The 23,596-nt window shown below is 42.8% G+C and carries 28 protein-coding genes and 1 riboswitch; of the genes, 17 read left to right on the top strand and 11 right to left on the bottom strand.

Annotated elements, in window-relative coordinates; translation table 11 throughout:
- Positions 1–126: 126 nt before the first annotated feature.
- From FC07_RS12970 to FC07_RS12950, 5 genes are all read left to right on the top strand, one after another.
- Positions 127–693, top strand: a complete 567-nt coding sequence (locus FC07_RS12970) for a hypothetical protein (protein ID WP_057905516.1) — start codon at positions 127–129, stop codon at positions 691–693.
- 17 nt (positions 694–710) lie between these two features.
- A complete protein-coding gene (locus tag FC07_RS12965; protein ID WP_057905515.1) occupies positions 711–971 on the top strand; it encodes a hypothetical protein in 261 nt (86 codons plus the stop codon).
- A gap of 8 nt (positions 972–979) precedes the next feature.
- Positions 980–2,311, top strand: coding sequence for a thymidine phosphorylase (locus tag FC07_RS12960; protein ID WP_083483326.1), 1,332 nt, complete (start codon positions 980–982; stop codon positions 2,309–2,311).
- A gap of 27 nt (positions 2,312–2,338) precedes the next feature.
- Positions 2,339–3,394, top strand: coding sequence for an AI-2E family transporter (locus FC07_RS12955; RefSeq protein ID WP_057905513.1), 1,056 nt, complete (start codon positions 2,339–2,341; stop codon positions 3,392–3,394).
- Between the two features lie 64 nt (positions 3,395–3,458).
- On the top strand, positions 3,459–4,652 hold the full coding sequence (locus tag FC07_RS12950; RefSeq protein WP_057905512.1) for a MalY/PatB family protein: 1,194 nt from the start codon (positions 3,459–3,461) through the stop codon (positions 4,650–4,652).
- Here the strand turns inward: FC07_RS12950 and FC07_RS12945 are convergent.
- Entirely contained in the window at positions 4,649–4,843 is a 195-nt protein-coding gene (locus FC07_RS12945) for a hypothetical protein (protein ID WP_057905511.1), read from the bottom strand. The two genes, FC07_RS12950 and FC07_RS12945, sit on opposite strands and share 4 nt — an antisense overlap.
- A gap of 159 nt (positions 4,844–5,002) precedes the next feature.
- Here FC07_RS12945 and FC07_RS12940 point away from each other — a divergent pair, with 159 nt between their 5' ends.
- The 4 genes from FC07_RS12940 (at position 5,003) to FC07_RS12925 (ending at position 9,096) form a co-directional block, all read left to right on the top strand.
- Positions 5,003–5,692, top strand: a complete 690-nt coding sequence (locus FC07_RS12940; RefSeq protein ID WP_057905510.1) for a 2,3-diphosphoglycerate-dependent phosphoglycerate mutase — start codon at positions 5,003–5,005, stop codon at positions 5,690–5,692.
- Positions 5,693–5,800: 108 nt separating this feature from the next.
- Positions 5,801–6,022 (top strand): hypothetical protein, encoded by a 222-nt coding sequence (locus tag FC07_RS12935; RefSeq protein ID WP_083483325.1) that lies wholly within the window; start codon positions 5,801–5,803, stop codon positions 6,020–6,022.
- A 1,120-nt stretch (positions 6,023–7,142) separates the two neighbouring features.
- The gene (locus FC07_RS12930; RefSeq protein ID WP_057905508.1) at positions 7,143–7,394 is read left to right on the top strand and encodes an AbrB/MazE/SpoVT family DNA-binding domain-containing protein; all 252 of its coding nucleotides are present in this window, start codon (positions 7,143–7,145) and stop codon (positions 7,392–7,394) included.
- A gap of 205 nt (positions 7,395–7,599) precedes the next feature.
- Positions 7,600–9,096 (top strand): RNA-binding domain-containing protein, encoded by a 1,497-nt coding sequence (locus FC07_RS12925; protein WP_057905507.1) that lies wholly within the window; start codon positions 7,600–7,602, stop codon positions 9,094–9,096.
- A 644-nt stretch (positions 9,097–9,740) separates the two neighbouring features.
- On the opposite strand, the gene FC07_RS12920 is transcribed toward FC07_RS12925, so the two are convergent.
- Both FC07_RS12920 and FC07_RS12915 read right to left on the bottom strand, forming a co-directional pair.
- Positions 9,741–10,280: a hypothetical protein gene (locus FC07_RS12920; protein WP_057905506.1), complete on the bottom strand. Its 540-nt coding sequence runs from the start codon at positions 10,278–10,280 to the stop codon at positions 9,741–9,743.
- 55 nt (positions 10,281–10,335) lie between these two features.
- A complete protein-coding gene (locus FC07_RS12915; protein WP_057905505.1) occupies positions 10,336–10,977 on the bottom strand; it encodes a hypothetical protein in 642 nt (213 codons plus the stop codon).
- A gap of 463 nt (positions 10,978–11,440) precedes the next feature.
- On the opposite strand from FC07_RS12915, the gene FC07_RS12910 reads away from it, so the two are divergent.
- The 3 genes from FC07_RS12910 (at position 11,441) to FC07_RS12900 (ending at position 13,964) form a co-directional block, all read left to right on the top strand.
- On the top strand, positions 11,441–11,884 hold the full coding sequence (locus FC07_RS12910; protein ID WP_057905504.1) for a flavodoxin: 444 nt from the start codon (positions 11,441–11,443) through the stop codon (positions 11,882–11,884).
- 466 nt (positions 11,885–12,350) lie between these two features.
- Positions 12,351–12,722: a hypothetical protein gene (locus FC07_RS12905; RefSeq protein WP_057905503.1), complete on the top strand. Its 372-nt coding sequence runs from the start codon at positions 12,351–12,353 to the stop codon at positions 12,720–12,722.
- Between the two features lie 24 nt (positions 12,723–12,746).
- A complete protein-coding gene (locus FC07_RS12900; RefSeq protein ID WP_057905502.1) occupies positions 12,747–13,964 on the top strand; it encodes an LPXTG cell wall anchor domain-containing protein in 1,218 nt (405 codons plus the stop codon).
- Positions 13,965–14,065: 101 nt separating this feature from the next.
- Here the strand turns inward: FC07_RS12900 and FC07_RS12895 are convergent, their stop codons facing one another.
- The 4 genes from FC07_RS12895 to FC07_RS12880 form a co-directional block, all read right to left on the bottom strand.
- Complete coding sequence (locus tag FC07_RS12895; RefSeq protein WP_057905501.1) at positions 14,066–14,605, bottom strand: serine O-acetyltransferase; 540 nt, start codon at positions 14,603–14,605, stop codon at positions 14,066–14,068.
- A gap of 14 nt (positions 14,606–14,619) precedes the next feature.
- Positions 14,620–15,516: an MDR/zinc-dependent alcohol dehydrogenase-like family protein gene (locus tag FC07_RS12890; protein ID WP_057905500.1), complete on the bottom strand. Its 897-nt coding sequence runs from the start codon at positions 15,514–15,516 to the stop codon at positions 14,620–14,622.
- 168 nt (positions 15,517–15,684) lie between these two features.
- A complete protein-coding gene (locus FC07_RS12885; protein ID WP_057905499.1) occupies positions 15,685–16,149 on the bottom strand; it encodes a MarR family winged helix-turn-helix transcriptional regulator in 465 nt (154 codons plus the stop codon).
- Positions 16,150–16,212: 63 nt separating this feature from the next.
- A complete protein-coding gene (locus FC07_RS12880) occupies positions 16,213–16,680 on the bottom strand; it encodes a MarR family winged helix-turn-helix transcriptional regulator (protein ID WP_057905498.1) in 468 nt (155 codons plus the stop codon).
- Positions 16,681–16,793: 113 nt separating this feature from the next.
- On the opposite strand from FC07_RS12880, the gene FC07_RS12875 reads away from it, so the two are divergent.
- Positions 16,794–17,357 (top strand): NADPH-dependent FMN reductase, encoded by a 564-nt coding sequence (locus FC07_RS12875; RefSeq protein ID WP_057905497.1) that lies wholly within the window; start codon positions 16,794–16,796, stop codon positions 17,355–17,357.
- Positions 17,358–17,520: 163 nt separating this feature from the next.
- Positions 17,521–17,616, top strand: a riboswitch (TPP riboswitch).
- Positions 17,617–17,677: 61 nt separating this feature from the next.
- Positions 17,678–18,343, top strand: coding sequence for a thiaminase II (gene tenA / locus FC07_RS12870; RefSeq protein WP_057905496.1), 666 nt, complete (start codon positions 17,678–17,680; stop codon positions 18,341–18,343).
- Between the two features lie 93 nt (positions 18,344–18,436).
- Here tenA and FC07_RS16010 read toward each other — a convergent pair whose 3' ends face one another.
- The 3 genes from FC07_RS16010 to FC07_RS12855 all read right to left on the bottom strand — a co-directional run bounded on the left by FC07_RS16010 (position 18,437) and on the right by FC07_RS12855 (position 19,866).
- Positions 18,437–18,829 carry a pentapeptide repeat-containing protein gene (locus tag FC07_RS16010; RefSeq protein WP_162255883.1) on the bottom strand — a complete coding sequence of 131 codons (393 nt, stop codon included), beginning with the start codon at positions 18,827–18,829 and terminating at the stop codon, positions 18,437–18,439.
- A gap of 240 nt (positions 18,830–19,069) precedes the next feature.
- Positions 19,070–19,276, bottom strand: coding sequence for a helix-turn-helix domain-containing protein (locus FC07_RS12860; RefSeq protein WP_057905494.1), 207 nt, complete (start codon positions 19,274–19,276; stop codon positions 19,070–19,072).
- Between the two features lie 17 nt (positions 19,277–19,293).
- Positions 19,294–19,866, bottom strand: a complete 573-nt coding sequence (locus tag FC07_RS12855; protein WP_057905493.1) for a DUF2975 domain-containing protein — start codon at positions 19,864–19,866, stop codon at positions 19,294–19,296.
- Positions 19,867–20,078: 212 nt separating this feature from the next.
- On the opposite strand from FC07_RS12855, the gene FC07_RS12850 reads away from it, so the two are divergent.
- Entirely contained in the window at positions 20,079–20,411 is a 333-nt protein-coding gene (locus tag FC07_RS12850; RefSeq protein ID WP_057905492.1) for an ArsR/SmtB family transcription factor, read from the top strand.
- A 1-nt stretch (position 20,412) separates the two neighbouring features.
- Positions 20,413–21,093: a type 1 glutamine amidotransferase domain-containing protein gene (locus tag FC07_RS12845; RefSeq protein ID WP_057905491.1), complete on the top strand. Its 681-nt coding sequence runs from the start codon at positions 20,413–20,415 to the stop codon at positions 21,091–21,093.
- A gap of 567 nt (positions 21,094–21,660) precedes the next feature.
- Here the strand turns inward: FC07_RS12845 and FC07_RS12840 are convergent.
- Positions 21,661–22,173, bottom strand: coding sequence for a TetR/AcrR family transcriptional regulator (locus FC07_RS12840; protein WP_057905490.1), 513 nt, complete (start codon positions 22,171–22,173; stop codon positions 21,661–21,663).
- Between the two features lie 119 nt (positions 22,174–22,292).
- Between FC07_RS12840 and FC07_RS12835 the strand changes: the two genes are divergently transcribed.
- Positions 22,293–23,369 carry a lipocalin-like domain-containing protein gene (locus FC07_RS12835; RefSeq protein ID WP_057905489.1) on the top strand — a complete coding sequence of 359 codons (1,077 nt, stop codon included), beginning with the start codon at positions 22,293–22,295 and terminating at the stop codon, positions 23,367–23,369.
- Positions 23,370–23,596 lie beyond the last annotated feature (227 nt).

Genomic DNA, 23,596 nt, shown 5'->3' with positions numbered 1-23,596 from the left:
AATGCCATGGGCAAACTTTGATATTTCTTTAAAAAAGGGCTGGCCGGCGAAAACGACACCGCTAAAACATGGTATACTCATGGTATCTAGACTGCAATCATAGCGCTTTTAAAGAAGGTACCAATTTTGAAAAAAAGTTTCAAGTTATTCGGCTTATTCATTGTTTGCTTAGCGTTAGCCAGTTGTGGTCACGCAACCTTGACCTATCAAGGTGCTTGGCGTCAAGGCCAGCGCGCTGTGAAAGCTGAGAAATACCAACAGGCACAAACTGCTTTTCAAAAGGCAGTGAAGCTGAAACGAACCAAACAAGCCACCGCAGCTTTGACGCAAGTGAAAGCTTGGCGGGCGGCTAAAAAGGCCCAAGAAACCGGGAATTATACCCAAGTGGCTTATGAATTAAAAGTGATCAAGCAAACCAAGCCAGCATTAACGGTATTGCATCAAAAGGCCACCAAGTTGCAACAAACGTCGCAAACTGTGATCAAGCAGACGCAGGTTTATCAGCGGCAATTGGCCAAGGCCAGAGCATTAAGTGATAACGGCAATATTGTTGGTTCCAACCAAAAACTCAAGGAACTGTTGGCCACACCGGCCTTAAAGCAAGCTGCTTATCGCCAAGTGCGTCAAGAGGCCTCCGCTTTGAAAGAAGCGAATGCTGATCAATTGAAACAAATGCAAAAGAATGCCCAATAGAAAGTAGGTTGATGAGGATGCGCCAAAGTAGAAAACAAGCACGACTCAATCAAAAATATCGGCAATTACGTTTCCGTCAGCTGTTATGGCCGGTGGCAATCGCTGAATTATTGCTGCAAGGCACTGCTATTCGCAGTATTTTACACCGGGGAATCTTTAAACGCGGCAATAAATGGCTGTGGTTACCATTGACTTTTGTGCAACCCATTGGCCCACTTTTGTATTTCCGCTATGGTCGTGGCACACGTTCCAATCAGACTAAAATCAAAACAAAGTAGGTCGTTTTATGGCACAGGAGGAAGATATGCAGCTCACAGATCTTATTGCAAAACGGCGGCAAGGGGACACTTTAACCGCCGCTGAATTGAAATTTTTTATTGACCAGTTATCAGCGAAAGACGTGGACGACGCCCAAATCGGCGCTTTTTTAGATACGTATGCGTTTACGGATATGACAGACACGACTGAATTAACGGACTTCACCATGGCGTTGGCTTATTCAGGCGGTATTTATGATCTCTCGGATATTCCAGGTATCAAATTAGATAAACAAGCCACTGCTGCGCTTGGTGATAAAACCTCACTGATTTTATTGCCATTGATTGCTAGTTTAGGCATTCCAGTCGCAAAGCTGAGCCAACCAGGACTGGCCGGGTTACCCAGTACCTTAGATCGTTTGGCCGCTATTCCAGGGTTTAAAACCACGCTTAGTCCTAATGAATTTGTGAGCCAAGTACGGGAAACAGGTCTTGCCATTGCGGCACCGGTGGCTGAATTAGACCCAGCTGACCAAAAATTACGGCGCTTACGCGTGCGGACAGCGACTTTTACCGTTCCAGGCTTACTGGCAAGCTCAATGATGAGTCAAAAAATTGCTACTGGCGCGGATGCCTTGACGTTTGATATTAAAACAGGCGTTGGTCAGCAATTGTTACCACCTGAATTGGCAGAGATCGTGGCGAAAACGTTAGTCCAATTAGGCGACAGTGTTGGCCGGCAAACCGTTGCCGTGGTGTCGCATATGGTGCAACCGTTAGGCCAAGGTATCGGCGCCAGCTTGGAAGTTGCCGAAGCCATTAAGACGTTACGCGGCCAAGGTCCAGCAGACTTACAGGAAATGGTATTGACCTTAGGCACGACCATGGCCCGTCAAGGGGGTTACGCCGGTAGCGATGAACAGATTCAGGCTGCCTTGATCGGTAAATTAGAAAATGGTCAGGCCTTAGATAAGTTTAAAGAAATGATCGGGTTACAAGGTGGCGATGAACGGGTGATCGATGCGCCTGAATTATTGCCACAGCCGGCCTTTATGAGTGATCTATGGGCGGTTGGCGAAGGTTATGTCACCAACTTTGACTTAAGCCGGTTGCAACAAGTCGTTGTAGCCTTAGGAGGTTCAGGTGAAAAAGCGGATCCAGCCGTTGGCATTTTGCTACATAAGAAGTTAGGGGAAGCCGTTGCACCTGGTGAAGCCTTGGCGACGATCTATGGGCAAAGTGATGATCTACAACCGATGGCAGAATTAGCCCAACAAGCCATTACCGTTGGGGCAGAACCAATCGAAGTGGCACCATTGATTGAAAAAGTGGTCACCGTACGTGACATTGAAGAAGCGTAAGTCTGGAAAGTAAGGGGTCTTGCATAGGTGTCGGTTTGGAAAAAGTTTTTAGCCAACGTTGAATTACGCCGGTTTGTGGTATTAGCGCTGATCGTATTGGTATTATGGTTGGTGCGCAGTGTGTTAAGTTTAATTTTACTCACCTTTATTTTCGCCTTTTTGGTGATTCAAGTGGTGAATTTCATTCGCCGTTGGCTCCCCATTCCAGCACCGTTATTGGTGTTGCTGTTGTATGCAGGGGTGATTTACCTGATGTACTTAGCCATCACCAATTACTTACCAGTGATTGCGGAACAAACGGTGAAAATGGTGGATACGGTTTACAAGTTTTATCAGAAACCGGATCAGGACACCAATCAGCTGTTTCATTGGCTGAATCAGTATATTTCCGCCAGTGAACTCACACGGCAGTTTAAAAATGGGATGTCTGTGGCGCTGACTTATTTAACCAGCGTGGGCAGTATGGGCGTCACGTTCCTGATGTCCTTGCTGTTGAGTTTCTTCTTTACCATCGAGCGGGATAAAATGTATCATTTTTCACGGTTATTTTTGAAAAGTCATTACGCGTGGTTTTTCCAAGACATTTACTTTTTTGCCAAGAAATTTGTCAACACCTTTGGCATTGTGATCGAAACGCAGGTACTGATTGCCGTGGTGAATACGGTGATCACCACCACTGGCTTGGCCTTTATGCACTTGCCGCAGCTGCCAACCTTGGCCATTATGGTGTTTGTGCTAAGCTTGGTGCCGGTGGCAGGGGTGATCATCTCGTGTATTCCGCTGTCTTTGATTGGGTATTCGATTGGCGGGATCCAAGATGTGGTGTATATCTTATTGATGATCTTGATCGTCCATTCCTTGGAAACGTATGTTTTAAATCCAAAATTCATGTCTAGTCGCACCAAGTTACCGATTTTTTACACCTTTGTGGTGCTATTAGCCGGTGACCATTTATTCGGCACTTGGGGACTGATCGTCGGGATCCCAATTTTTACATTCTTGTTGGATATTTTAGGCGTCCAACAGTTACCAGGCGTGACCGTTGACAAGCATGAGACAGGTCATTATGATGAAACTAAATAAAAAAGCTTTCGAATCTTTCGAAGGCTTTTTTTAATCAATCACATCAAAGAAAGTAGGTTGCAGCATGAGCAAAGAAACAGCAGCTTTTGTGGCCAAGTATGCCACCAAGCGTCACGGTACCAATTCCTTGAAATGGGATGCATTACAAGCACGTTATGGAGACCCTGATCTGATTGCCATGTGGGTAGCCGATATGGAATTTCGCACCCCAGAAGTGGTGATAGACGCTTTAACAAAGCGAATCGCCCAAGGGGTGTATGGTTATTCATTTACGCCAGATTCATACTATGATGCTTATTTTACGTGGCAAAAGCAACGTCATAATATTACGCTGAAAAAGGAATGGCTGCGGTTTGATAATGGCGTGGTGAATTCGCTTTATGGCCTTATCAATACCTTTACCGCCCCTGACGATGCCGTGATGATCTTAACACCTGTCTACTATCCATTTCGTAATGCGGTACAGGACAACCACCGCAAGTTGGTAGCGTCTGAATTACAACGAGATGACGCTGGCTTATACACCATTGATTTTGCTGATGTTGAAGCTAAGATCAAGGCCAACCAAGTGAAGCTGTTGATCAACTGCTCACCACATAACCCAGTTGGGCGTATTTGGACTGAAGCTGAATTGCAGCAATTGTTAGACTTGTGCCGGCAGTATCATGTCTTAGTGGTTTCAGATGAAATTCATCAGGACATTGAAATTGGCACTCGGCCATTTATTTCTGCGTTAAACGTTGCGAACGGCGCTTATGATGATGAATTGATCGTGGTCACCGCACCTTCTAAAACCTTTAACTTAGCTAGCTTGCTGAATTCTCATGTGATCATTCCAGATGAAAAAATTCGGGCGCAGTATGATGCAGGGAAGAAACGCTTTAATGAAACCGAAATCAGCTTGCTAGGCCAAGTAGCTGCTGAAGCAGCTTACAAAAATGGTGGTGCCTGGTTAGACAGTTTATTAGCCGTCATTCGCGAAAACGAACAGTATGTTCGGACCGAACTAGGTGCCAAAGTGCCAGCCATTAAGATTGCCCCATTAGAAGGGACTTACCTCTTATGGTTAGACCTACGTGACTTAGTGCCAGTCGCTGATACCAAAACATTTATTCAAGATAAATGCCGGATCGCCGTTGATTTTGGGCAATGGTTTGGGGAACAAGATGCTGGCTTTGTCCGCTTTAACTTGGCCACTGACCCAGCTAACGTCAAACAGGCCGTGGCCAACGTGGTGCAACAAGCGCGCTTGCTTTAACGGGTAAAGAAACGGTGGATCGACAAAACCAGCCACAAAAAGCCACCGCCGACTAGAATCAGACCGAATAAGGCGTGCACAAACGACAACGCTTGGCTAGCGTCTACGGCGCCGCGTAAGGCTGGTGTTAGTAAATAAACAATAAAGTAGATCAAGGTCAAGAACCAGATCCCGCGTACAATGTGTCGCATAAAAGTTCCTCCGTGAAAACGATTTTTTAAATATTTCTATTGTAGCAGAACGATTAAAAAATGAAAAACTTTCTGAAAAAAGCGCTACCAAAGGTGTTCAATTTCAAAATGAAAGTGTACAATGAGAGGAACAAAACATAAAAGTGAGGTTATCATCTAATGGCAAAATTAGTCTTTATCCGTCACGGTCAAAGTGAATGGAACCTTTCTAACCAATTTACCGGTTGGGTTGACGTTGATTTAAGTGAAGAAGGCGTACGCCAAGCACAAAATGCTGGTGCTTTATTGAAACAAGAAGGCATCGAATTTGACCAAGCTTACACTTCTGTATTAACTCGTGCCATCAAGACATTACACTATGCCTTAGAAGGCTCAGGCCAATTATGGATTCCTGAAACAAAGACATGGCGCTTAAACGAACGTCATTATGGTGCTTTACAAGGCCTAAATAAAAAAGAAACGGCTGAAAAGTATGGGGATGACCAAGTTCATATCTGGCGTCGTTCTTACGATACTTTACCACCATTATTGAGCGCTGACGACGAAGGCTCAGCAGCACAAGATCGTCGTTATGCTCATTTAGACCCTCGTGCAATTCCTGGTGGCGAAAACTTGAAAGTTACCTTGGAACGGGTTATTCCTTTCTGGGAAGATGAAATCGCACCAAAATTAATCGACGGCAAGAACGTTATCATCGCAGCACATGGTAACTCATTACGTGCCTTAACCAAGTACATCGAAAACATCTCTGATGACGACATCATGGACGTTGAAATGGCAACTGGCGAACCAGTTGTTTACGACTTGGACGAAAAATTAAACGTTGTTAGCAAAAAGAAATTAAACTAATTTAACGGCAAAGAGTGATCCCGTGGGGGTCACTTTTTTGTCGCCATCGGTGGGGTAACCTACCGGATACATAGCATAAGAATGAGATCAGATGAGGGGTTAGGAATTTTGGATAATGTCGCAACAGTCACACAAGAAGAAATGATGAAGTTGGTTAGCTTGTTCCGAAAAAACGGTTTTCGTGGGGAGTATGACACCATTGAACACAGCGAAGCAGGTGGTGACGAATATAACGTCATTATGGTGGATGAGAAAACGGGTGTAAAAGGCTTGTTTACGGCTAACTTGGCTGAAAATACCATTAATTTCCAACATGTGATTGTGGATTAAGAGAGCTACGTTATGGGGAGATCATCTAAGGGTGGTCTTCTTTTTTAGAATGTTTTTGAAATACAAGGGCACTCTTTGGGCACCCTTGAGGCGATTTTACCTAAAACTTAGCGGGAAATTAGCTGATAAAAGTTGGTTTCATAATTAATTAGAATCGAAAAATTTTGTCTGCCCTCTTTGCCCCCTCGGCCCCTGAATTGTTTTTTGTCGACAACAGCCTAGTTATTGGCCAGTGACCAATAACTTTGGAAAAGGGAGCGTGCAAGTAATGCGTTTTATAAAATGATAAAATCTGAGTTGGATGCTTGCCGTAGCTGTTTCGGTATTTCTTATGGTTCTATATTCTTAATATAAGGAATTAAAAATGATACTTGTTATAATGGCATCATAGCCAATTGACGGCGTCATGACCTGAAAACGGCTTGCGTGAAAAAAGTACGGGCAAGTGATTCCCATTTCAAAAACTGAGTGAACGAATGAGGTGACAGCCATGTGCAAATACGGTCACCGTGCAGCAGGAAAATCAAGATGGCTTGGGCCATTGCGATTGATATTATCTCAGAGGCGGCAATTAAGTTTGCCTTAGCTCACGAGATAACAAAAAGAGCCAACCGCTAAAGGCTAGCTCCGACCCAATGCACGTGCTGTGCTCACGCTAGACAGTTTGTCGAGTGCCATCGACGGCTGTCCTTTTAACTGTTATTATAACTGGGAAAAGCTGGATAAGCAAATCACTTAATTTGTAAAAATGAGTTGTGCTTAATTTAAGGTGCTCCCTAGCATAGATAAACGGAGTATCAATTAGTGACTAAAATGTAGAATATATAGTAGGAAGATAACTTCCTGAATCGTCAAATCAATGCAACACTATTTGAATAGGCTAGCCTATGGTGTTAGTGAAGCGCACTTAAAATTGTAATGTTATAACAATTATCGAAGTGTTTAAGATACAGAATCGGAAATAGATCATAAAAGCAAATGCGTAAACTAATGTTAATTGACAAAAATGGTCCCAAAAGCTGTACTCTCTAGGAAAGGTTTTTCAAAATGTGTTAAGCTTGTGTATTCACGTGGGCATGTTATGAGTTAGAAAATAGTAATTGGAAGTGAGGCTAGACTCATGAAAAGCGATGTAAGGGTTCAAAAACAGGATAACGCCATTGTTGCTATCATTCCAAGTAACTTGGCCGTGACACCTGGTACGCGGTACAAAGTTGAGAAAAAGGCTAACGGAGAATTCATTCTTAAGCCTTCGAAGAAAACAATAAATCGCTTGGATGACCTATTCAAAAATTGGCATGGGTGTTATCAGCGTGCAACTGATCTCAACGTTTGGGAAAATACAAAACCAGTAGGGAAAGAGTTGTGGTAGACATACCTAAACGGCTGCATTATTGCTATTAATTTTGATCCAGCTACAGGCATTAAAATTCAGAAACTCGGACTAGCTGGTGGCTACTCACGTTATGGGTCTGACATATGCAACTGGTCCTAAAGGTGATAACAAAAAAGAATCCCAATCAGGTAGAATATAGATAGTGGTTACGAACCTGACGTTTGCTTGAGGAGGTATTTTTTTGAAAAGGATCCCCGAAAATTTAGAGCATGAAATTACTGATGGAAAAGAATCTATTCGCATTGAGTTTAAGGCGGCGCAAGGGCGGGATGGACAAGGTCAAATTCCAAAAGATGTGTATGAAACCGTGTGTGCGTTCTCGAATCGAGATGGCGGTAACATTTATTTAGGGGTAGATGATACGGGCAATGTGCTAGGATTGTCAGACGTGAATCTTACTAAGATGACGAAAGAATTTATCACGACGATTCAGTCGGGTAATAAGCTAATGCCTGCTTTGTATTTGGACATTGCGCCTTACTGGATTGATGACAAAATAATCTTGCATATTTATGTTCCCAATAGTTCACAGGTTCATCGTATGAATGGCCGGATTATTTTTGATCGTCATGGTGATGCCGATATTGACATTACGAATAATACGAATCTAGTGCAACAGATGTATGCGAGAAAGCAAGTTGAATACACTGAAAACAAGATTTATCCATATGTTGAGATAACGGATTTTCGTGCTGATTTGACTGATTTTGTTAGAAAATCCAGCACGAATGTAAAAGGTGAGCATAATCTGGCCAACCAATCAGACTTGCAAGTTTTAAAAAGTTTATCAATGTATAAAAAGGATTACGCGAATGGGATAGCAGGTTTCACACTGGCAAGTATTTTATTGTTTGGAAAAGATGATGTCATTAGAAGTGTGTTGCCTTACTTTGCACTTGATATTGTGGTGAAAATCAAAGACGTTGATCGTTATGATGATCGATTAAGAATCTCAACCAACCTCATTGATAGTTATTCGCAAATGATGGCTTTTATTGCAAAACACATCAATCAACCATTTTATTTACGCCAAGATAAACGAATTGAAATAAGAGATGTACTTTTTCGTGAACTGATCGTAAACATGCTGGTGCACCGCGAGTATTCTAATCCATTTGTTTCGAGAATCACCATCACTGCAACGTCAATTCAATTTGAAAATGCCAATAAACCGATGCATCCTGGGAAAATACGGCGTGGTGATATTTGGCCGTATCCTAAAAATCCCAATATTGCCCGGGTTTTTCATCTCATTGGCTTAGTTGAAGAATTAGGTTCAGGCGTTAGTAAAATTTTTGAGTTTGCGCCAATCCTATTAGGGGCAGAACCGCTCATTGATAATGAAGATCAGTTTACTGTTAAACTGCCGATTACGCCTGAGAGATTAAATAATCTTTCAAATGCACAGCACTTTTTTATTGATAACGGCCATAATTTGAACGCAGATAATATGCTACAAACTAAAAAAGTAGAAATTGATCCGTTTATTCCAAATTACCAAAGTAAAATTATAACGTACTTAAGCGAACATGATTCGATTGACAGGTCAACCGTAGAAACGCTTTTAAATGTTAAACAAGCGCAGGCGATTCGATACTTAAAACAATTGATTAGCGCCAATATTTTGCGAAAAGTTGGTGGCGGGCCGAGCACACGGTATGTATTAATACAACGGTAATGATGAGATATGATAAGGTATGATAAGGTATGATGAGATAGAGATAAGTGATCGTCATACTGGAAATATCTGATTGGCTGATTTTTGCTTTCATGGAAAGAAAAGTTCAAAAATTTAGGTATTGTCTCATCAACAATTAGACGAAATAAATAGCTATAGCCCGGAAATAGCACGAACAATGTGCTGAATGGAAACACTAATTAAGGTTAGCAGGTAAGAAATAATCAATTCTATTCGAATATCATAGTCAGTGCACAAGTCTTAATTGTTAATCATCAATTTAGCTTGTTATCATCATGTCATAATCGATTGGCATGATGACCTGAAAATGGCTGGCGCGAAAAAGTATGGGTAAGTGAACGTCATTTCAAAATGGTGTGAATGAAGCGATGACCATTTACAAATATGGTTGCTGTGCAGGCGGAAAATGGAACCATTACGATTGATATTATCTCAGTGGCACCAATTAAGTTTGTCCTCGCTTACGAAATAATAAAAAGAGCCAACCATTAAAGGCTAGCTCCATCCTCAATACATGTGCTGTGCTCACGTTAGACAGTTTGTCGAGTGCCATCGACAAACTGTCTTTTTACATTGTTATTATAATTAGGGAAACTTAGATCAGCAAATCATTCATTGTTAAGCTAGTTGGCATATGGATCCTTACCTTGCTTAAAAAGATTTTCAGATTGGATTTCACCAGAAGATTCATGCGAATCAGGTGTTGCGTACAAGGCTTCTTTGCTACTCATCCCCATATAAGTACTGCGATAGGCAGCTTCGGTCATGCCATATTTGTTCACAAAAGCATGAATATCAAGACTGAAATCAGGGGTCGTGTCACTATTTGCTACCTGTGAGCTACTACTAGCTTGTGTCGTTGCTGATTGATTAGATGAGCTTTGAGCGTTACTTTCGGCGGCAGCTACTGATTCACTTGTCTGGCTTGAAGCGCTAGCCACTTTGCTTTCTGATTTTGCGGTAGCTTCACTTGCTGATTTAGCTTTAGCCAATGATTCACTAGACGCTTTATTTTTAGAGGCAGCTACTTTGATCGAGCTAGCAGCTTGTTTCGAGCTGCTAGCTGAAGCAGCACTATTTTTATGACTAGAATGACTAGAACAGCCAGCTAAAAATGTACCAGCAGTTAAAATAGATATGAGAACGATAATGGTTTTTTTCATGAGTGATCACCTATACTTTCATGTAACTATTTCAGGGGCAGACTAATCAGTTACTTTATTGCTGGGCTTCCGGATGATGTTTCTGGTATTGTTCGGTATACCAATCATCATTTTTGCCAGAGACTGCCTTTTGTGCGCCATTAGGATATTCGACATAGTCGCTATCGTCATTGTAATAATCACTATCATAATTTGTTGTGTCTTCGCTTGAATTTGTATCTGAGTTACTACTTGTATCAGCATATGGATCCTTACCTTGCTTAAAAAGATTTTCAGATTGAATTTCACCAGAGGATTCATGCGAATCAGGTGTTGCGTACAAGGCTTCTTTACTACTCATTCCCATATAAGTACTGCGATAGGCAGCTTCGGTCATGCCATATTTGTTCACAAAAGCATGAATATCAAGACTGAAATCAGGGGTTGTAGTGGTATTGTTTGTTGCTTGAGAAGTACTATCAGATTGTGCTTCTGACGATTGATTTTGCTTCTTTTTGGCCTCACTTGCTGACTTAGCTTTAGCCAATGATTCGCTAGATGCTTTGTTTTTAGAAGAAGCTGCTTCAATCGAACTAGCGGCTTGTTTTGAGCTGCTAGCTGAAGCAGCGCTGTTTCCATTATTGGACTTGTTAGCACACCCAGTTAAAAACGCACTAGCCGTTAAAACGGAGACTGCCAATGCCATGGCCTTTTTCATAATTGATCACCTATTATTCATGCTTAAGTTACAACCTATTGTATTAAAATTCAAGCTATATTATAGACGATTCTCAAGGCATAAACATTGGAAAATATCAGATTGAGTAGCAGTTTTTATAATGATAATCGTAAATTTGACATTGGTTGCGCTTGTGCTTTGGGTCAGTTAGTTTTATTAACCTGAATCGTTATTCTTTCATGTCATTGATAAACAGTCTCAATTACTTCAAAACGCCAAAGCGAGTCTTACGACTATTTTCCAATTAACAAGCGGTATTGATGCCATCGTTAAAGCGCTTTAAAACAGGAATTCGTCAGAAAAACATAAAATGATGTTTTAAATCTGACTACACAAAAAGTTTGGTCAGCCATTATAATCAATTTGTTTGATAAAATGATCCCTATCGATTGCGCGGCAGGCTAGCCGTAGTTGGCAATCGATAGCAGGAAGGATGGTCCAAATGACAGTCGTTAAAATTGTTTATGCAAGTATGACCGGTAATGTTGAAGGTATCTCTGAAATTCTTGAGGAAAAATTCAAAGCGGCGGGATTAGAAGTTGAACGCATTGAAGCTGATGACGCAGAAAGTGATGTTTTTGCGGATGCAGATCTTGCGGTTGTTGCCACGTACACTTATGGCGTTGGTGAAGTACCTGATGAATTCGAAGATTTCTATAATGCGTTATCAACTGAAACACTTTCAGGTAAAGTTTATGGTGTTGTTGGCAGCGGGGATCAAGAAATGCATGCAACAACATTCTGCAGAGCAGCCGATTTGTTTGAAGCAGCTTTTGAAGCAACAGGTGCTCAACAAGGCAGCGCGACTGTTAAAATCGATCAGGATGCTGAAGCCGATGATGTTACACGATTGCAAACATTTGTCGATGAGTTGGTTAAGGCATAGCTTTCAGCAAAAACGAATCAGCCTTTAAAAGGCTAGATTTGATTATTGAGAAGCTTTCTTAAGGAGGGCTTCTTTTTTGTGTGCAAGGATTGATTTTAGAAACAAGCGAGGGGTATTTTTTAAATGAATTGACGGTCAATTAATCAGATCATAACGGCTTTTTCAGATTTAAAGCACTGTTGTTATCAGAATCGAACAAGGCTTAAGCAGAGTACCCAATATAAACAGATCTTAGCAGGTGATTTTTTTACATGAGGTGGTAATTAGTGATGATAGAACACATGTTACATGAAATAATCTCAGTTACATCAAAATATAATTCAGTAAAGTGTTCTACAAACGCTTGAAAAACCGGGGGGGGGTTGCCCTATAATGAAGGTTAACAAAGTTCAAATGATTTAAAAAAAGAGGTGGCAAAATAACAATTGTATCCGGTAGCATTTTAATCATCGGTGTTGTGCTATTCGTGATTGGAGCAGTCGGCTTTTTTGTCACCAATCAGCGTGACGCCCGACAGGATCGGCAACAAGTATTTGAAGCAGCAGAAAGCGCCCGTTTTCCACAAGGTTTTCGCTACATTGCGTTGAATGTGAAACGTGAGGATGCGCATAGGCTGCGTGGCGTGGCACAAGGGCCAGTTAAAAATGTTTATTTTGTAAGGTTACCAGATGGTTCGATTCACACGGAAGGCAGTCGCAAGCGCATGACGCCGGTACAGATTACCTTTGTACCAGGGCAGGCTTGGAGCGTGTTAATATTTCAAGGCCAGCAGTTACTGCGTTATCGCGTTCAGCTAGACCAAACCACCTATCGCGCATTGCTGACAGCGTGGTTTTAAAAATGGAATTGTGGGGGATTTAAAATGACATTAAAGGTTATGACAAAATGCATGATGGCAACGGTCGTTTTAGCCAGCTTGGGGCTGGCTACGGGAACACAGGCGGCAACAACAGCTGATTCAAGTTCAACCGTTGGTTCAGCAACGGCCGGGTTAGCGGCCGCTTCGGAAGAAGTGCTGTACGGTCAGCAGGATTACACAGCGGCCGCCAATGCGTTGACCAAGGCCCAAGGAACGTTAACCACAGCGAAAAAGGCAGGGGATGCGGCCGCTGTTAAAACAGCACAGGCTGCCGTTACCGCCGCACAAGCAACGTTAAAAACTGCCAAAGAAACGTTGCAAAAGGATCAAGGGCGTTTAACAGTTGCCAAGGCGAGCTACCAAAACGCCAACGCCAGTGAAGCTAATGATGGCGGGAACGCTGACTTAGCCGTTGGGCAATTAGCCGCCGCTGGCGGGGAACAAATGTATGCCAAGATTGATTTAACCAAGGCGCAAACCGCAGTTGAAACCGCACAAAAAGCGTTGACCCAAGCACAAACTGCTAACAAAGGCGTTGCAGCAGCCCAGGCAGCCTTGACCAAGGCGCAAACCCAATTAGCGCAGGCACAAGCCACTTATCAAAAACGGCACAACACCATGGTCACCGCAAAAGCGCGGGCAGCGGCTTTAAATTCAAAGTCTGAAAGCAACACCAGCAGTGCTAAAACCGACAGTGATGCAGCAACAACCAGCGTTGCCAGTGCGAAAGCTAGTTATGCGGCGGCTGAAAAGCGTGCCGTGGCGGCTAAAAGTCAGGAAGATGTGGCGCAAGCAGCCGTCAAGGCCCATCAGGCTGCTGTGGTTCAGGCCCAACAACAAGGGACTAGCACCGATGTGGCCCAGGCACAAAGCAAATTGGACAGTGCGCGCTCAGTCGCCAGTCGTGCAGTAAGCACCACGCAGCAACAACAAGCGACAGTTGCGCAGACTCGGGCCGCTTATGCCAGCGCGGCGTCAAGTACGCAAGCTAGCACCACTGCCTCAGGGACTAGCGAGACAACGGTAAATACAACAGGCACTACAAATCAAACCACCACGCAGCATAACGCGACGAAGACCAGTACCGGCAATCACAATAATTTGCCGCAAACAAATGAAACTGTAACACCAGCGTTAACCATTAGCGGTGTATTACTAGCTTTATTAGGCATTAGCGCCGTGCGTTTCAATGGCCGCAGTCGTTATCAACGGCGCCATTAGCAGCATCAATTAGATTGTTTAAAACCCTCGAGATGGATGTGATGATCTCGGGGGTTTTGTGTGCTATGACTGACGGTCGTAGCGTCATTTCAAATCAATGATCAAGCATTGGTGGTTTTACTTGTTTCATAAACGTCAATTAAGTGTTGGCAGGCTGTTAAAATGGCTTGTTGATCAGGCAATGGGGTGTGAAAAACCAAGTCGTAGTTGGGATCACGTGGTTTGATCTGATTAACACCATAGGCGACACTATTGGCGGGAACGTTTTTGGTAATAATCGCACCTGCACCGATCACCGTGTGAGCGCCGATCATCACGGGACCTAGTACTTTGGCGCCATCGGCAATCACCACATCGTTGCCGATTACAGGGCCGCCTAAATGTTCCCATTGTTGTGTTTGCCGGTTAAAGCGTTGATTAGAACCTAAGGTGACATTTTGGAAAATGGTGACGTGCTGGTCGATTTTAGCGGCCGCAATGGTACAACCGCGGCCATGATGCGCAAATTGAACATCGGGCGCTAACGCGACACAATTGATCTCACAATTATATTGTTGTTCTAAGGCTTGCGCTGCTTTTTGGCGTTGCTCTGGATCGGTGGCAAAACAGTTTTGTTGAAGTAATATTTTAAAATTTGACATGTTAAAGTTCCTTTCTAAAAGGCGACCAGTACGCGGCCGCGACTGTGATGGTCTTGAGCATAATGTTGCGCCTGCTTGACTTGAGCAATTGGGAAAGTGCGGTCAATGGGTGCTATTAAACGGCCAACTGCTAATTGTTGGATGAATTGGCGGTAGCGTTGTGGCTCAAATTGTTCGTGAACAAAGCTTAAATGTGGTAGATCTTTTTGTTGATAGGCAATTGAAACCAGTTCGGCTTCGGGAAAACGTTGGGTCAAGTTGACTAACAGCGGTCGGTAACCTGCAATGTCAATGATCAAAGGTTGGTTTAGCGTATGGGGTAAGGTGGCAGGCGTGTAAGCTGGTTGAGTGGGACATTGCGTTTTGAAATAAGCCTGGCTGGCCGCAGTGACTAAGGGATAAAGTCGTTTCACTGTGGGCTGTAATAATTGAAGTAAGTACAGACCGATTACAGAATTTGCGCCAGTGATCAAAATCTCAGTGGCAGCACTTGCCAGGATAGCTTGTTGTAAAACCCACGCAGTACCTGGACCAGCGGTTAATGCTGCGGCACTGGCTCCGGTGACGGTTGCCGGTAGTGGGAAAATAAAATCTGGATTTTCCGAAACGATATAATCCGCGTAGCTACCGCTTGGTTGTAGGACAAAGACGCGCTGGTTGAACAACGCTGGGTCGCGCTTAGCACCAACAGCAACAACCTGACCAACACCGCCAATACCAATGGGCCGTGGTAGGTCAGTAAGCTGTTCTTTGGTGGCGGCCGGGTTTGTTTCACGTTTCCAATCGGATGGCACTACGGGGACCACTTGCATTTTGATCAGCACCCCAGTCGCCGTTAGTTTAGGTCGTGGTACAGTCGCAAGCGTTAACGCATCGATACCGTTAAAATTAGTTTGAAGTACAGTGCGCATTATATGGCACCTCCCAATACTGAATTATGTAAGATCTGATTTCGGAGGTTGGCCATTTCTGTTGCGGTTAAGTACACTGCAGAAAATGGGCTACCTTCGATTTATTGTTGCTATGGAAACAATAATAACTGTTTTTGTTTCTTTGTCAACAAAAAAATAAACGCGGCCTTATTTTTCGAGGCCGCGTTTGGTGATTTCTTGCGTTAAATGTTGATTGTAATGTTCTAAAAAAGCTAATGTTGCTTGTATTTCAGCTGGCGCGACATTTTCAAAAACGGATTGATCACGTTGTTGAAATCCCCGAGATAATTGGGCGTGAATTTGGTAAATTTTTTCGCCAGCAGGTGTGAGCCGAAAATACAGGGCTTTTTTATTATCCGGTTTCTGATAACGTTGGATCAAGCCACGTTTCATCAGGCGCTGCGTCATTTTACTAACGGCGCCACGGGTGACATATTGCGCTTTGGCGATTTGGGTGACATTAGCAGTGGGATGATCCCCAATGTATTGAATCGTGTGGACTTCTGCGGCTTTATAACCGTTTAGTTGGGCCTCTAATTGGGCCTTACTGAGCAAGGTCAGCTTATCGATCAGGGTACCTAGCTGCGCTTCAAATTGTTGTTGCGGTGTCATGTGCTGCCTACTTTCTCTTGATCTAATTGTGTGATAGTTTGCGGTTCTGAAATCAAATAGTCGCTATTGCGGCGTTTTAAGGGCGATTATTTCTTGGATAAATTGGTTAAACTTAGCCAGTTCAGCTGCGGTATAGTGACTGGCAATTGTGGCAGCTTGCGCTTGGCGTGCTTGGTCAAAGTTCTGCTTCAGTGTGGCAATGCGTTGGCCAAGTGGTGTCAGGGTGAGTTGCCACTCTTTTTGGTTGTGGACCATTTTGGTGCGGGTTAGTAGGTCTAGTTTGATAAGCCGGTCAACGGCTCGGCTGGCCGTTGGTTGTGAGATGTTGATTTGCCGGTGTAAGTCCTTTTGAAGATAGGGGGACGTTTGCGCAATTTTAGCCAAGATTAAAATATCGCGGGTCGTTAAGTGACCGGCCAGCTGACGAATATCAGCCTCTGAATTTTTTTTAAGCAGTCGTTCTTTTTCAGCATCATCCGTACTATCCAGCGCTAGTAATTGATTGATTGATTGTAAGATTTCGTTGATCATTTATTCATATCCATTCACGTGAATTAATAATTGACTTTTCAAAAGCCAGTCTCTATACTAGCAAATGTATTCGCGTGAATCAATATTTTAAAATGAAATCCGAGGTATTTAACATGAATCAAGTTAAAGCACACCAACCAGTGGTCGGTGTTATGCTGGGGACCAATCGCACAGCACGCATTGGAGCTGCCGTTGCAGAATGGGCAATGACAGCCTTACAATCGGCACGATATGACCTGCAATTAATTGATTTGGCAACCGTTAAGTTGCCATTTTTAGATGAACCAGACGTGCCTGCTCACGGGCATTACCAACAGCCTAGTACGCAGGCATTTGCGCAGTCGATTGCAGCCTGTGATGGGTTGATTTTAGTTTTTCCTCAATATAATTGGGGGTATCCAGCCGTTTTAAAAAATGCGTTGGATACGGTGTACGCCGAGTGGCAAGATAAGTCAGTGGGAACGATTATTTATGGTCGGCATACCTTTCAAGCGGATATTGCCATTCGTTTGGTGTTGGCGGGATTAGGGATGCGTCAATTAGCAACGAATGTAGGCTGTCAGTTGCAGTCGACGACAACAAAGGCCACTGTTGCGGCGGATTTTAAACCATTCGAACCATTAGTTCAGGCTATGGGTGATGAAATGGCGTTGCAATTGGCGCATGCGGCACACTAGTATTGCAAATATTTTTAGACGAATAAGCTTGGTGATTATTTTATAAATATAAATTTAACTTCGTATCTGAGAGATTGTACTATTTAGAATGCTGATGACAACGCGCCACTAATCAACCGCTTTCAGATCACTAATTTGTGCTACAATAAAAATGTCAATTAAATATAAAAACTAGGGGCGCAAATTTGCTGAGACGGTTTTACCGAACCCTTTGAACCTGTAAGGCAACCCTTGCGTAGGAAAGTTAACTGTTTTAAAGTCGGTTGTCTGGGTTTCAGAGCAAGCGACTTTTTTGTGTTCCGGTATAGGGAGGCACCATTTTGACCACATTTACCGATCAAATTCACACTGCCGCAGCGCCATTTTGGCAAAAAAGTTTTGACCATCCGTTTATTCATGAAATTGGCGATGGTTCGTTACCAGATGCTGTTTTTCGGTACTATTTGATTCAAGATCACCATTATTTAAATGAGTTTGGAAAGTTGCACCAACGGATCGCGGAAAAGTTGTCAGATCCTGCCGATGTGGCCTTTTTAGAGGCTGGTGCGCAAGGCCTAAAGGACGGCGAAATTGCGGTTCGGGATGGTTTTTTTGAAACCTTAGGGATCACCAACGCTGAAGTGGCGCAAACACCAATGGCACCGGCGACCTACAACTATGTGAATCATATGTATGCGGAATTAGATCGCGGCACACCTGGACGGGCGATTGCCGGTTTGTTGCCTTGTTACTGGCTTTATAATGAAATCGGCCAACGCTTAATTGCCCAAGGGTCACCGGTTGACTTATACCAACGCTGGATCGAAACTTACGATAGTGACGGCTATACCGATAGCGTTAACACCATGATTGAATTGACTAATAAAACGGCCGCAAAAGCGGATGCCCAAGAGCAAGCTAGCATGCAAAGTTCTTTTGTACGCAGTAGTGCGTATGAATTGGCCTTCTGGCAAATGGCAATAGATCAGCAAAAATGGGCAATCTAAGAATAGCTTGAATGAAGTGAATCGCGCAACAATAGCCCACAAAGTGGTATTTCACGACTTTGTGGGCTATTTTATTTTGATTTTGGTTTGGCATTAAGCTTTAACTTGCACCCCAAATAAGCTAATTAAGTTGGCAGCTTGCCAAGGGGCAATCACTAAGCCGCCAATATCTTGGGCGCTAAGGTGCCATTCACCAAGTGTTGAACGGCTAACGTCCCAGCCTTTCAGCTTGGTGTCCAGTAGATCAACGCGTTGAAGTTGACAATCGTCAAATTGGACCTTGGTGCGTAAGCGGGTGGTGACGTTTAGAAACAAGGCGTCCGTGAAATCGCAAGTTTGAAACTGGCATTTTTGAAAATAGGCTTCCGAAAAATTGATCATTTGTGCCGGACAATTTTTAAATGTGGTGGCAATCAGTGTGGTTTGGGTAAAATCAGCACCTAATAAACGACAGTCGGTGAATTGACAACTGCCAAATTTTGCCATTTTAAAGTCAGTATTGGCCAAATCGCAATGTTGAAACGTGACGCTAACAAAGTCATTATGGGATTGATTTTCAGGAAAAGTACAGCGTTTAAAGGTAATATCGCTGAGATGAACCGGTAAGTCAGTGTCCGTAAAAGTGCACTTCGTATATTGGTCTAACGGTTCACAGTCGGCTAAACGTAAGGTTTCATTGAGATGTTCGATGCTCAGGGCTCCAATCTTTAATTGTGGTTAATTAGGTCATTGTTCTTCGGCGTAGTAAAGGATGTCACCGGGTTGACAGTCAAGTACTTGACAGATTTTAGCAAGGGTACTGAACCGAACGGCTTTTGCTTTACCAGTTTTCAAAATTGAAATATTGGCAGGGGTGATACCAACTAAATTGGCCAGTTGTGTGGTTGTGATGTGACGTTTAGCCATCATAACATCTAATTGTACATGTATCATTGCGACACTACTTTCTTTTAAATAGTTAGTTCGTTTTCTTGTTGCAGTAAAACGGCTTTATCATAAATAAAATAAACCAATCCTAAAACAATAAGTAAAATGATATCTTGTGGTAAATCAGACCAACTGATGGTCAATTGACTATTAATACGATATAGATTTGTTCGAAGTATTTGGTTTGCGGTTGCAATAAATAAATCAGCGCTAATACCAAATAGTTGTGCAATGACGATATGCTTTAATTGATGGACATTGTGTAAAGAAAAGTATTGTTGGCGTTGCAAGCTGCGAAGGATTTGAATACCTGCACGCATGAGCAATGTAGCTGCAATCAGTGCAAATAAAATACCAATGGCCAGAAAAACACTGTATGTTTTACTAGGAAAGTTTTGAACTGCCTGTGCCGAAAGTTGCGTATGATTTAAAATCAACAAATAATTACGATCGGTTACGATACTTTGCGCAACATTGCCATTAAAACCGGTATAAAGAAAGGTCAGTGGTTTAAGAAAAGATACATACAGACAAAATAGAATGAAATAGAACAACAAGATTAAAACGCGACTACTTATACTGAGTGCTTTAGACATTTGAATTTCCCCTTTAATTTTATCGAATCCAGTATACCATATTGTTTATCGATAATAAAATATCGTTATTCGATATATCTATTGAGTTTTAAAACTTAACTAGCGTTGTTAGATTTTATTAATGAAAATTAGTTCAAAAAAATAAACGAATCAATTGACAAGTATTTAGCGGGATGCTTTAATGGTTTAAAGAAATGAACGGAGGCCGTACAATGGCAGATTTATCGAAAATAAAAGCAGAATTTACAGCGTCTAGTCAGTTTTTGGTGGCATTGGGGGATGAAAAACGTCAGGCCATTTTGTTAGCTTTAATGGCGGATCGCGCCTGTCAAGGGGTCCGGGTAAGCGAGTTAACGGCGGCCACTCAGTTATCGCGCCCGGCTATCTCACATCATTTGAAAATTTTGAAAGAGGCCAAATTAGTGGACTATCGTCGTGAAGGAACCAAAAACTTCTATTATATTGTGCATGAAACGGCCGCTGTTCAACAATTACAGCAATTGTTACAGGATGTGGTGCAGGTGATGACTGCGGAGGCCAACTAAGATGATAAAAGTTTTAATTGTTGAAACCAATGTGACCCGCTACGGCAAGACCACGGATCCAACTGGGTTGTGGTTAGGGGAGGCCGCAGAATTTGTGGCCGACATGCAACAGGTTGGTATCGCAGTGGATTATGTCAGTCCTAAAGGTGGGTTTGTGCCACTTGATCCACGCAGCATGAAATATACGGATGAAACGATTTTAAAAGTTTATGAAAGTGCTGATTTTGTTCAACGCGGGCTGACCCAGACGTTGCGCCCAGATCAGGTTGACCCAGCTGATTATGCGGCGATTTATTATACCGGCGGTCACGGTGTCATGTGGGACTTTCCAGACGATCCGGCGTTACAAAAAATTGCGTTGACGATTTATCAAAATGGTGGGTATGTCACATCAGTTTGTCACGGTATCGCCGGTTTACTGAATTTAAAAACCGAAACCGGACAATATTTAATTGCTGGTAAAAATATCACAGGGTTTACCACAGCTGAAGAAATTTTAGCCGGTAAAAAGTCAGTGGTTCCCTTTCTAAACCGCACCGTAGCGGAAGCGCATGGGGCCCATTTTAGAAAGAAGCGGTTTTACAGTGAATACGCCATTCAAGATGGTCAGTTAATCACCGGGCAAAACCCATTTTCAGTGCATGCTGTTGCCCAACGTTTGATCAAACAATTAACGGTTTAAAAGTCGCCTCCTTGGCGGCTTTTTTTCACTAAAAAGGGCTAACCGCTTTGTTACAAGACGATTAGCACCTTTGATTTGGAATAAGGTTTGGTATCAAAGCAGACTGATGGATCAACCAGCAGGTTTTGAGTAGCTTGGAATTAACCTCAATCAGGTGAATTTTCGAGAAGAAGTCACATAATCTGCACCAGAACATAACGAAGGTACTTTGACGTCACTTTCAATGATGGTATCAAGTGTGTCGTTGAAAACGCCTGTCAAAATGACGGAAGTAGCTGGCTTGCCAAATGTCAATATCGTGATAACAACGCCAATTGGTACAACTCGATCCTTATAATTTTAAATACTTTGATACAATTTTCACCTTGAACGCACAACTATACTTGATCATCAGAAAAGCCCTACAATTGGTTACACCCCTGAGTTGATAGTGATGAACCCTGATTTGGGCAGGCATTTGGACCAACCGCTAACAGTTATGACGTTATCTTAGTTGCAACGGTCGAACTTCAAGCAGAATCAAATACATTATTGACAGCACGACCATACTCTCAAAGTAGATTTAACTCATACTGCCGCAGGGTTCAGTAGCGACTCGGTTAGTGCAACTAAGGTCTGTAAATCGATATCTTGTCGTTGGTGCCAATCGCTTAATATTTGTGTCAAGCCAGCGGCGATAAAATCACTGGCATAGATAGACTTATTGGCCAAATCCAATGCCTGCATGCAGCGTTTTGCGTTAACCGTTAGTAAATTCTCCAAATGGTTATCCAATAAACAGTTAAACAAATCCGCGTGCGTTTCGTAAAATTGAAAAAACAATGTCACCAAAACGTGCATCGTTGTTGGAAGTTTAGCCAAAGCTGCTTGATAATCACTAAAAACAGCTTCCAAGCGGCACTGGATAACCTCATCGCGATTAGCGAATAGTGCATAAAAGGTCTGCCGCGAAACTTTGGCTTCATCAGTCAGTAATTTAACGTTAATGCTAGTGTATGGGGTCGTTTTAAGTAAGGCAAACATCGCTGAAATAATCATATCACGCGATTTTAGTGCGGAAGGATTGGTTCCCTTATACAAAGTTTGACACTTCCTCTCATGTGTTCGACTTATGGATAAATCATTGACACGTGTAAAACTTTTACTTATCATACGACTCATAATCTTTTTGTCAAACCAATTAGAAAGGAAGTTTTATGATGTCTGTACAAATTGCACGTGCCGCAAATCAACCGGCAGATTTCAAAAAATATCACGTCAATCCGGACTATGTTGAAGCCTGGGAAGATGGCATGCGTACCAATGCCGCGGATAGATCCTTTGAATGGTGGTATCTCGATGCATCAATGAATGACGGTTCTAGTGTCGTGTTAACCTACATGACCAAAGACGCAATGAATTTTGGCACCAAACTGACACCTTGGGTATCCTTTGAATGGACTGATAAGGCGGGGCAGACGACATCATGGCGCGTCGATGTTTCACCAGAAGAATTCAGTGCGTCTAAGGAACATTGTGATGTGAAAATTGGTAAAAACACGTTAAGCGGTGACTTAAAGACTTACACCGTGCATTTTGAAAAAGATGATGTTGTCGCCGACTTGACCTTTGAAAATACGCGTCATGCGTGGCGGCCAGGTGCCGGCGCAAATGAATTTGGTGATCATTACTTTGCCTGGCTCCCAGCAGTCCCTGCTGCAACTGTTTCGGCGACGATTCAGATGAATGATCAAATCACGACTTTGACCGGCAAAGGCTATCATGACCATAACTGGGGCAACGAGTCAATGCTTAAGTTGATGCATCATTGGTATTGGGGGCGTGCCGCAGTCGGAGATTATCAAGTGATTTCCACGGAAACGACTGCTGAAAAAGCATTTGGTTATACCAAACTGCCTGTAATGATGATTGACGATCATGGGCAACTCATCAGTGGCGATGCAGCGAATATGACTGTCGAAGACTCAGATACTTTCATCGATGAAGACACCAACAAACCCGTGCAAAAGACCTTACGTTACCGCTTGAAAAATGGTGATACCGAGTACATCGTCACGTATGCTGAAAAGAAAGTCATTTCAGGTTTCAAGATGATTGATCAGCTTACTGGTGCTAAGAAAGCCTTAGCCAAACTCGCCGGATTTGATGGTGCCTACTTGCGTTTTACTGGTGATATTATTGTACAGAAACTGATTAACGGTCAAGAAGTGGACCAGCAAGTCAACCCTGACGGTATCTGGGAGCTGATGTATTTCGGCAAAACAATCAAGGAATAGTAAGTCGGAGCAAGAGGGCCTACTCAAAGTCTTAATGGTCTTCTTTGTGGTATGCAAAGATGTAAGCCAACAATCATCTAAATATTAAGTCGGATCAAAAACCATTAGCTTTCCTGGAGAGTACTTCATCCTAGCGAGTGGTTTTTATTTTGCTGAAAAATAGTTATTAATTTTGTGAATTTGGTTTCATTTTCAATTTGTCTTGCCATTCCTTACTTAAGCAAATT

Source organism: Loigolactobacillus bifermentans DSM 20003, assembly GCF_001434575.1.
GTDB lineage: Bacteria > Bacillota > Bacilli > Lactobacillales > Lactobacillaceae > Loigolactobacillus > Loigolactobacillus bifermentans.
Note: the sequence above shows the minus strand (reverse complement) of the source record. Positions and strands in the feature narration are given on the sequence as shown.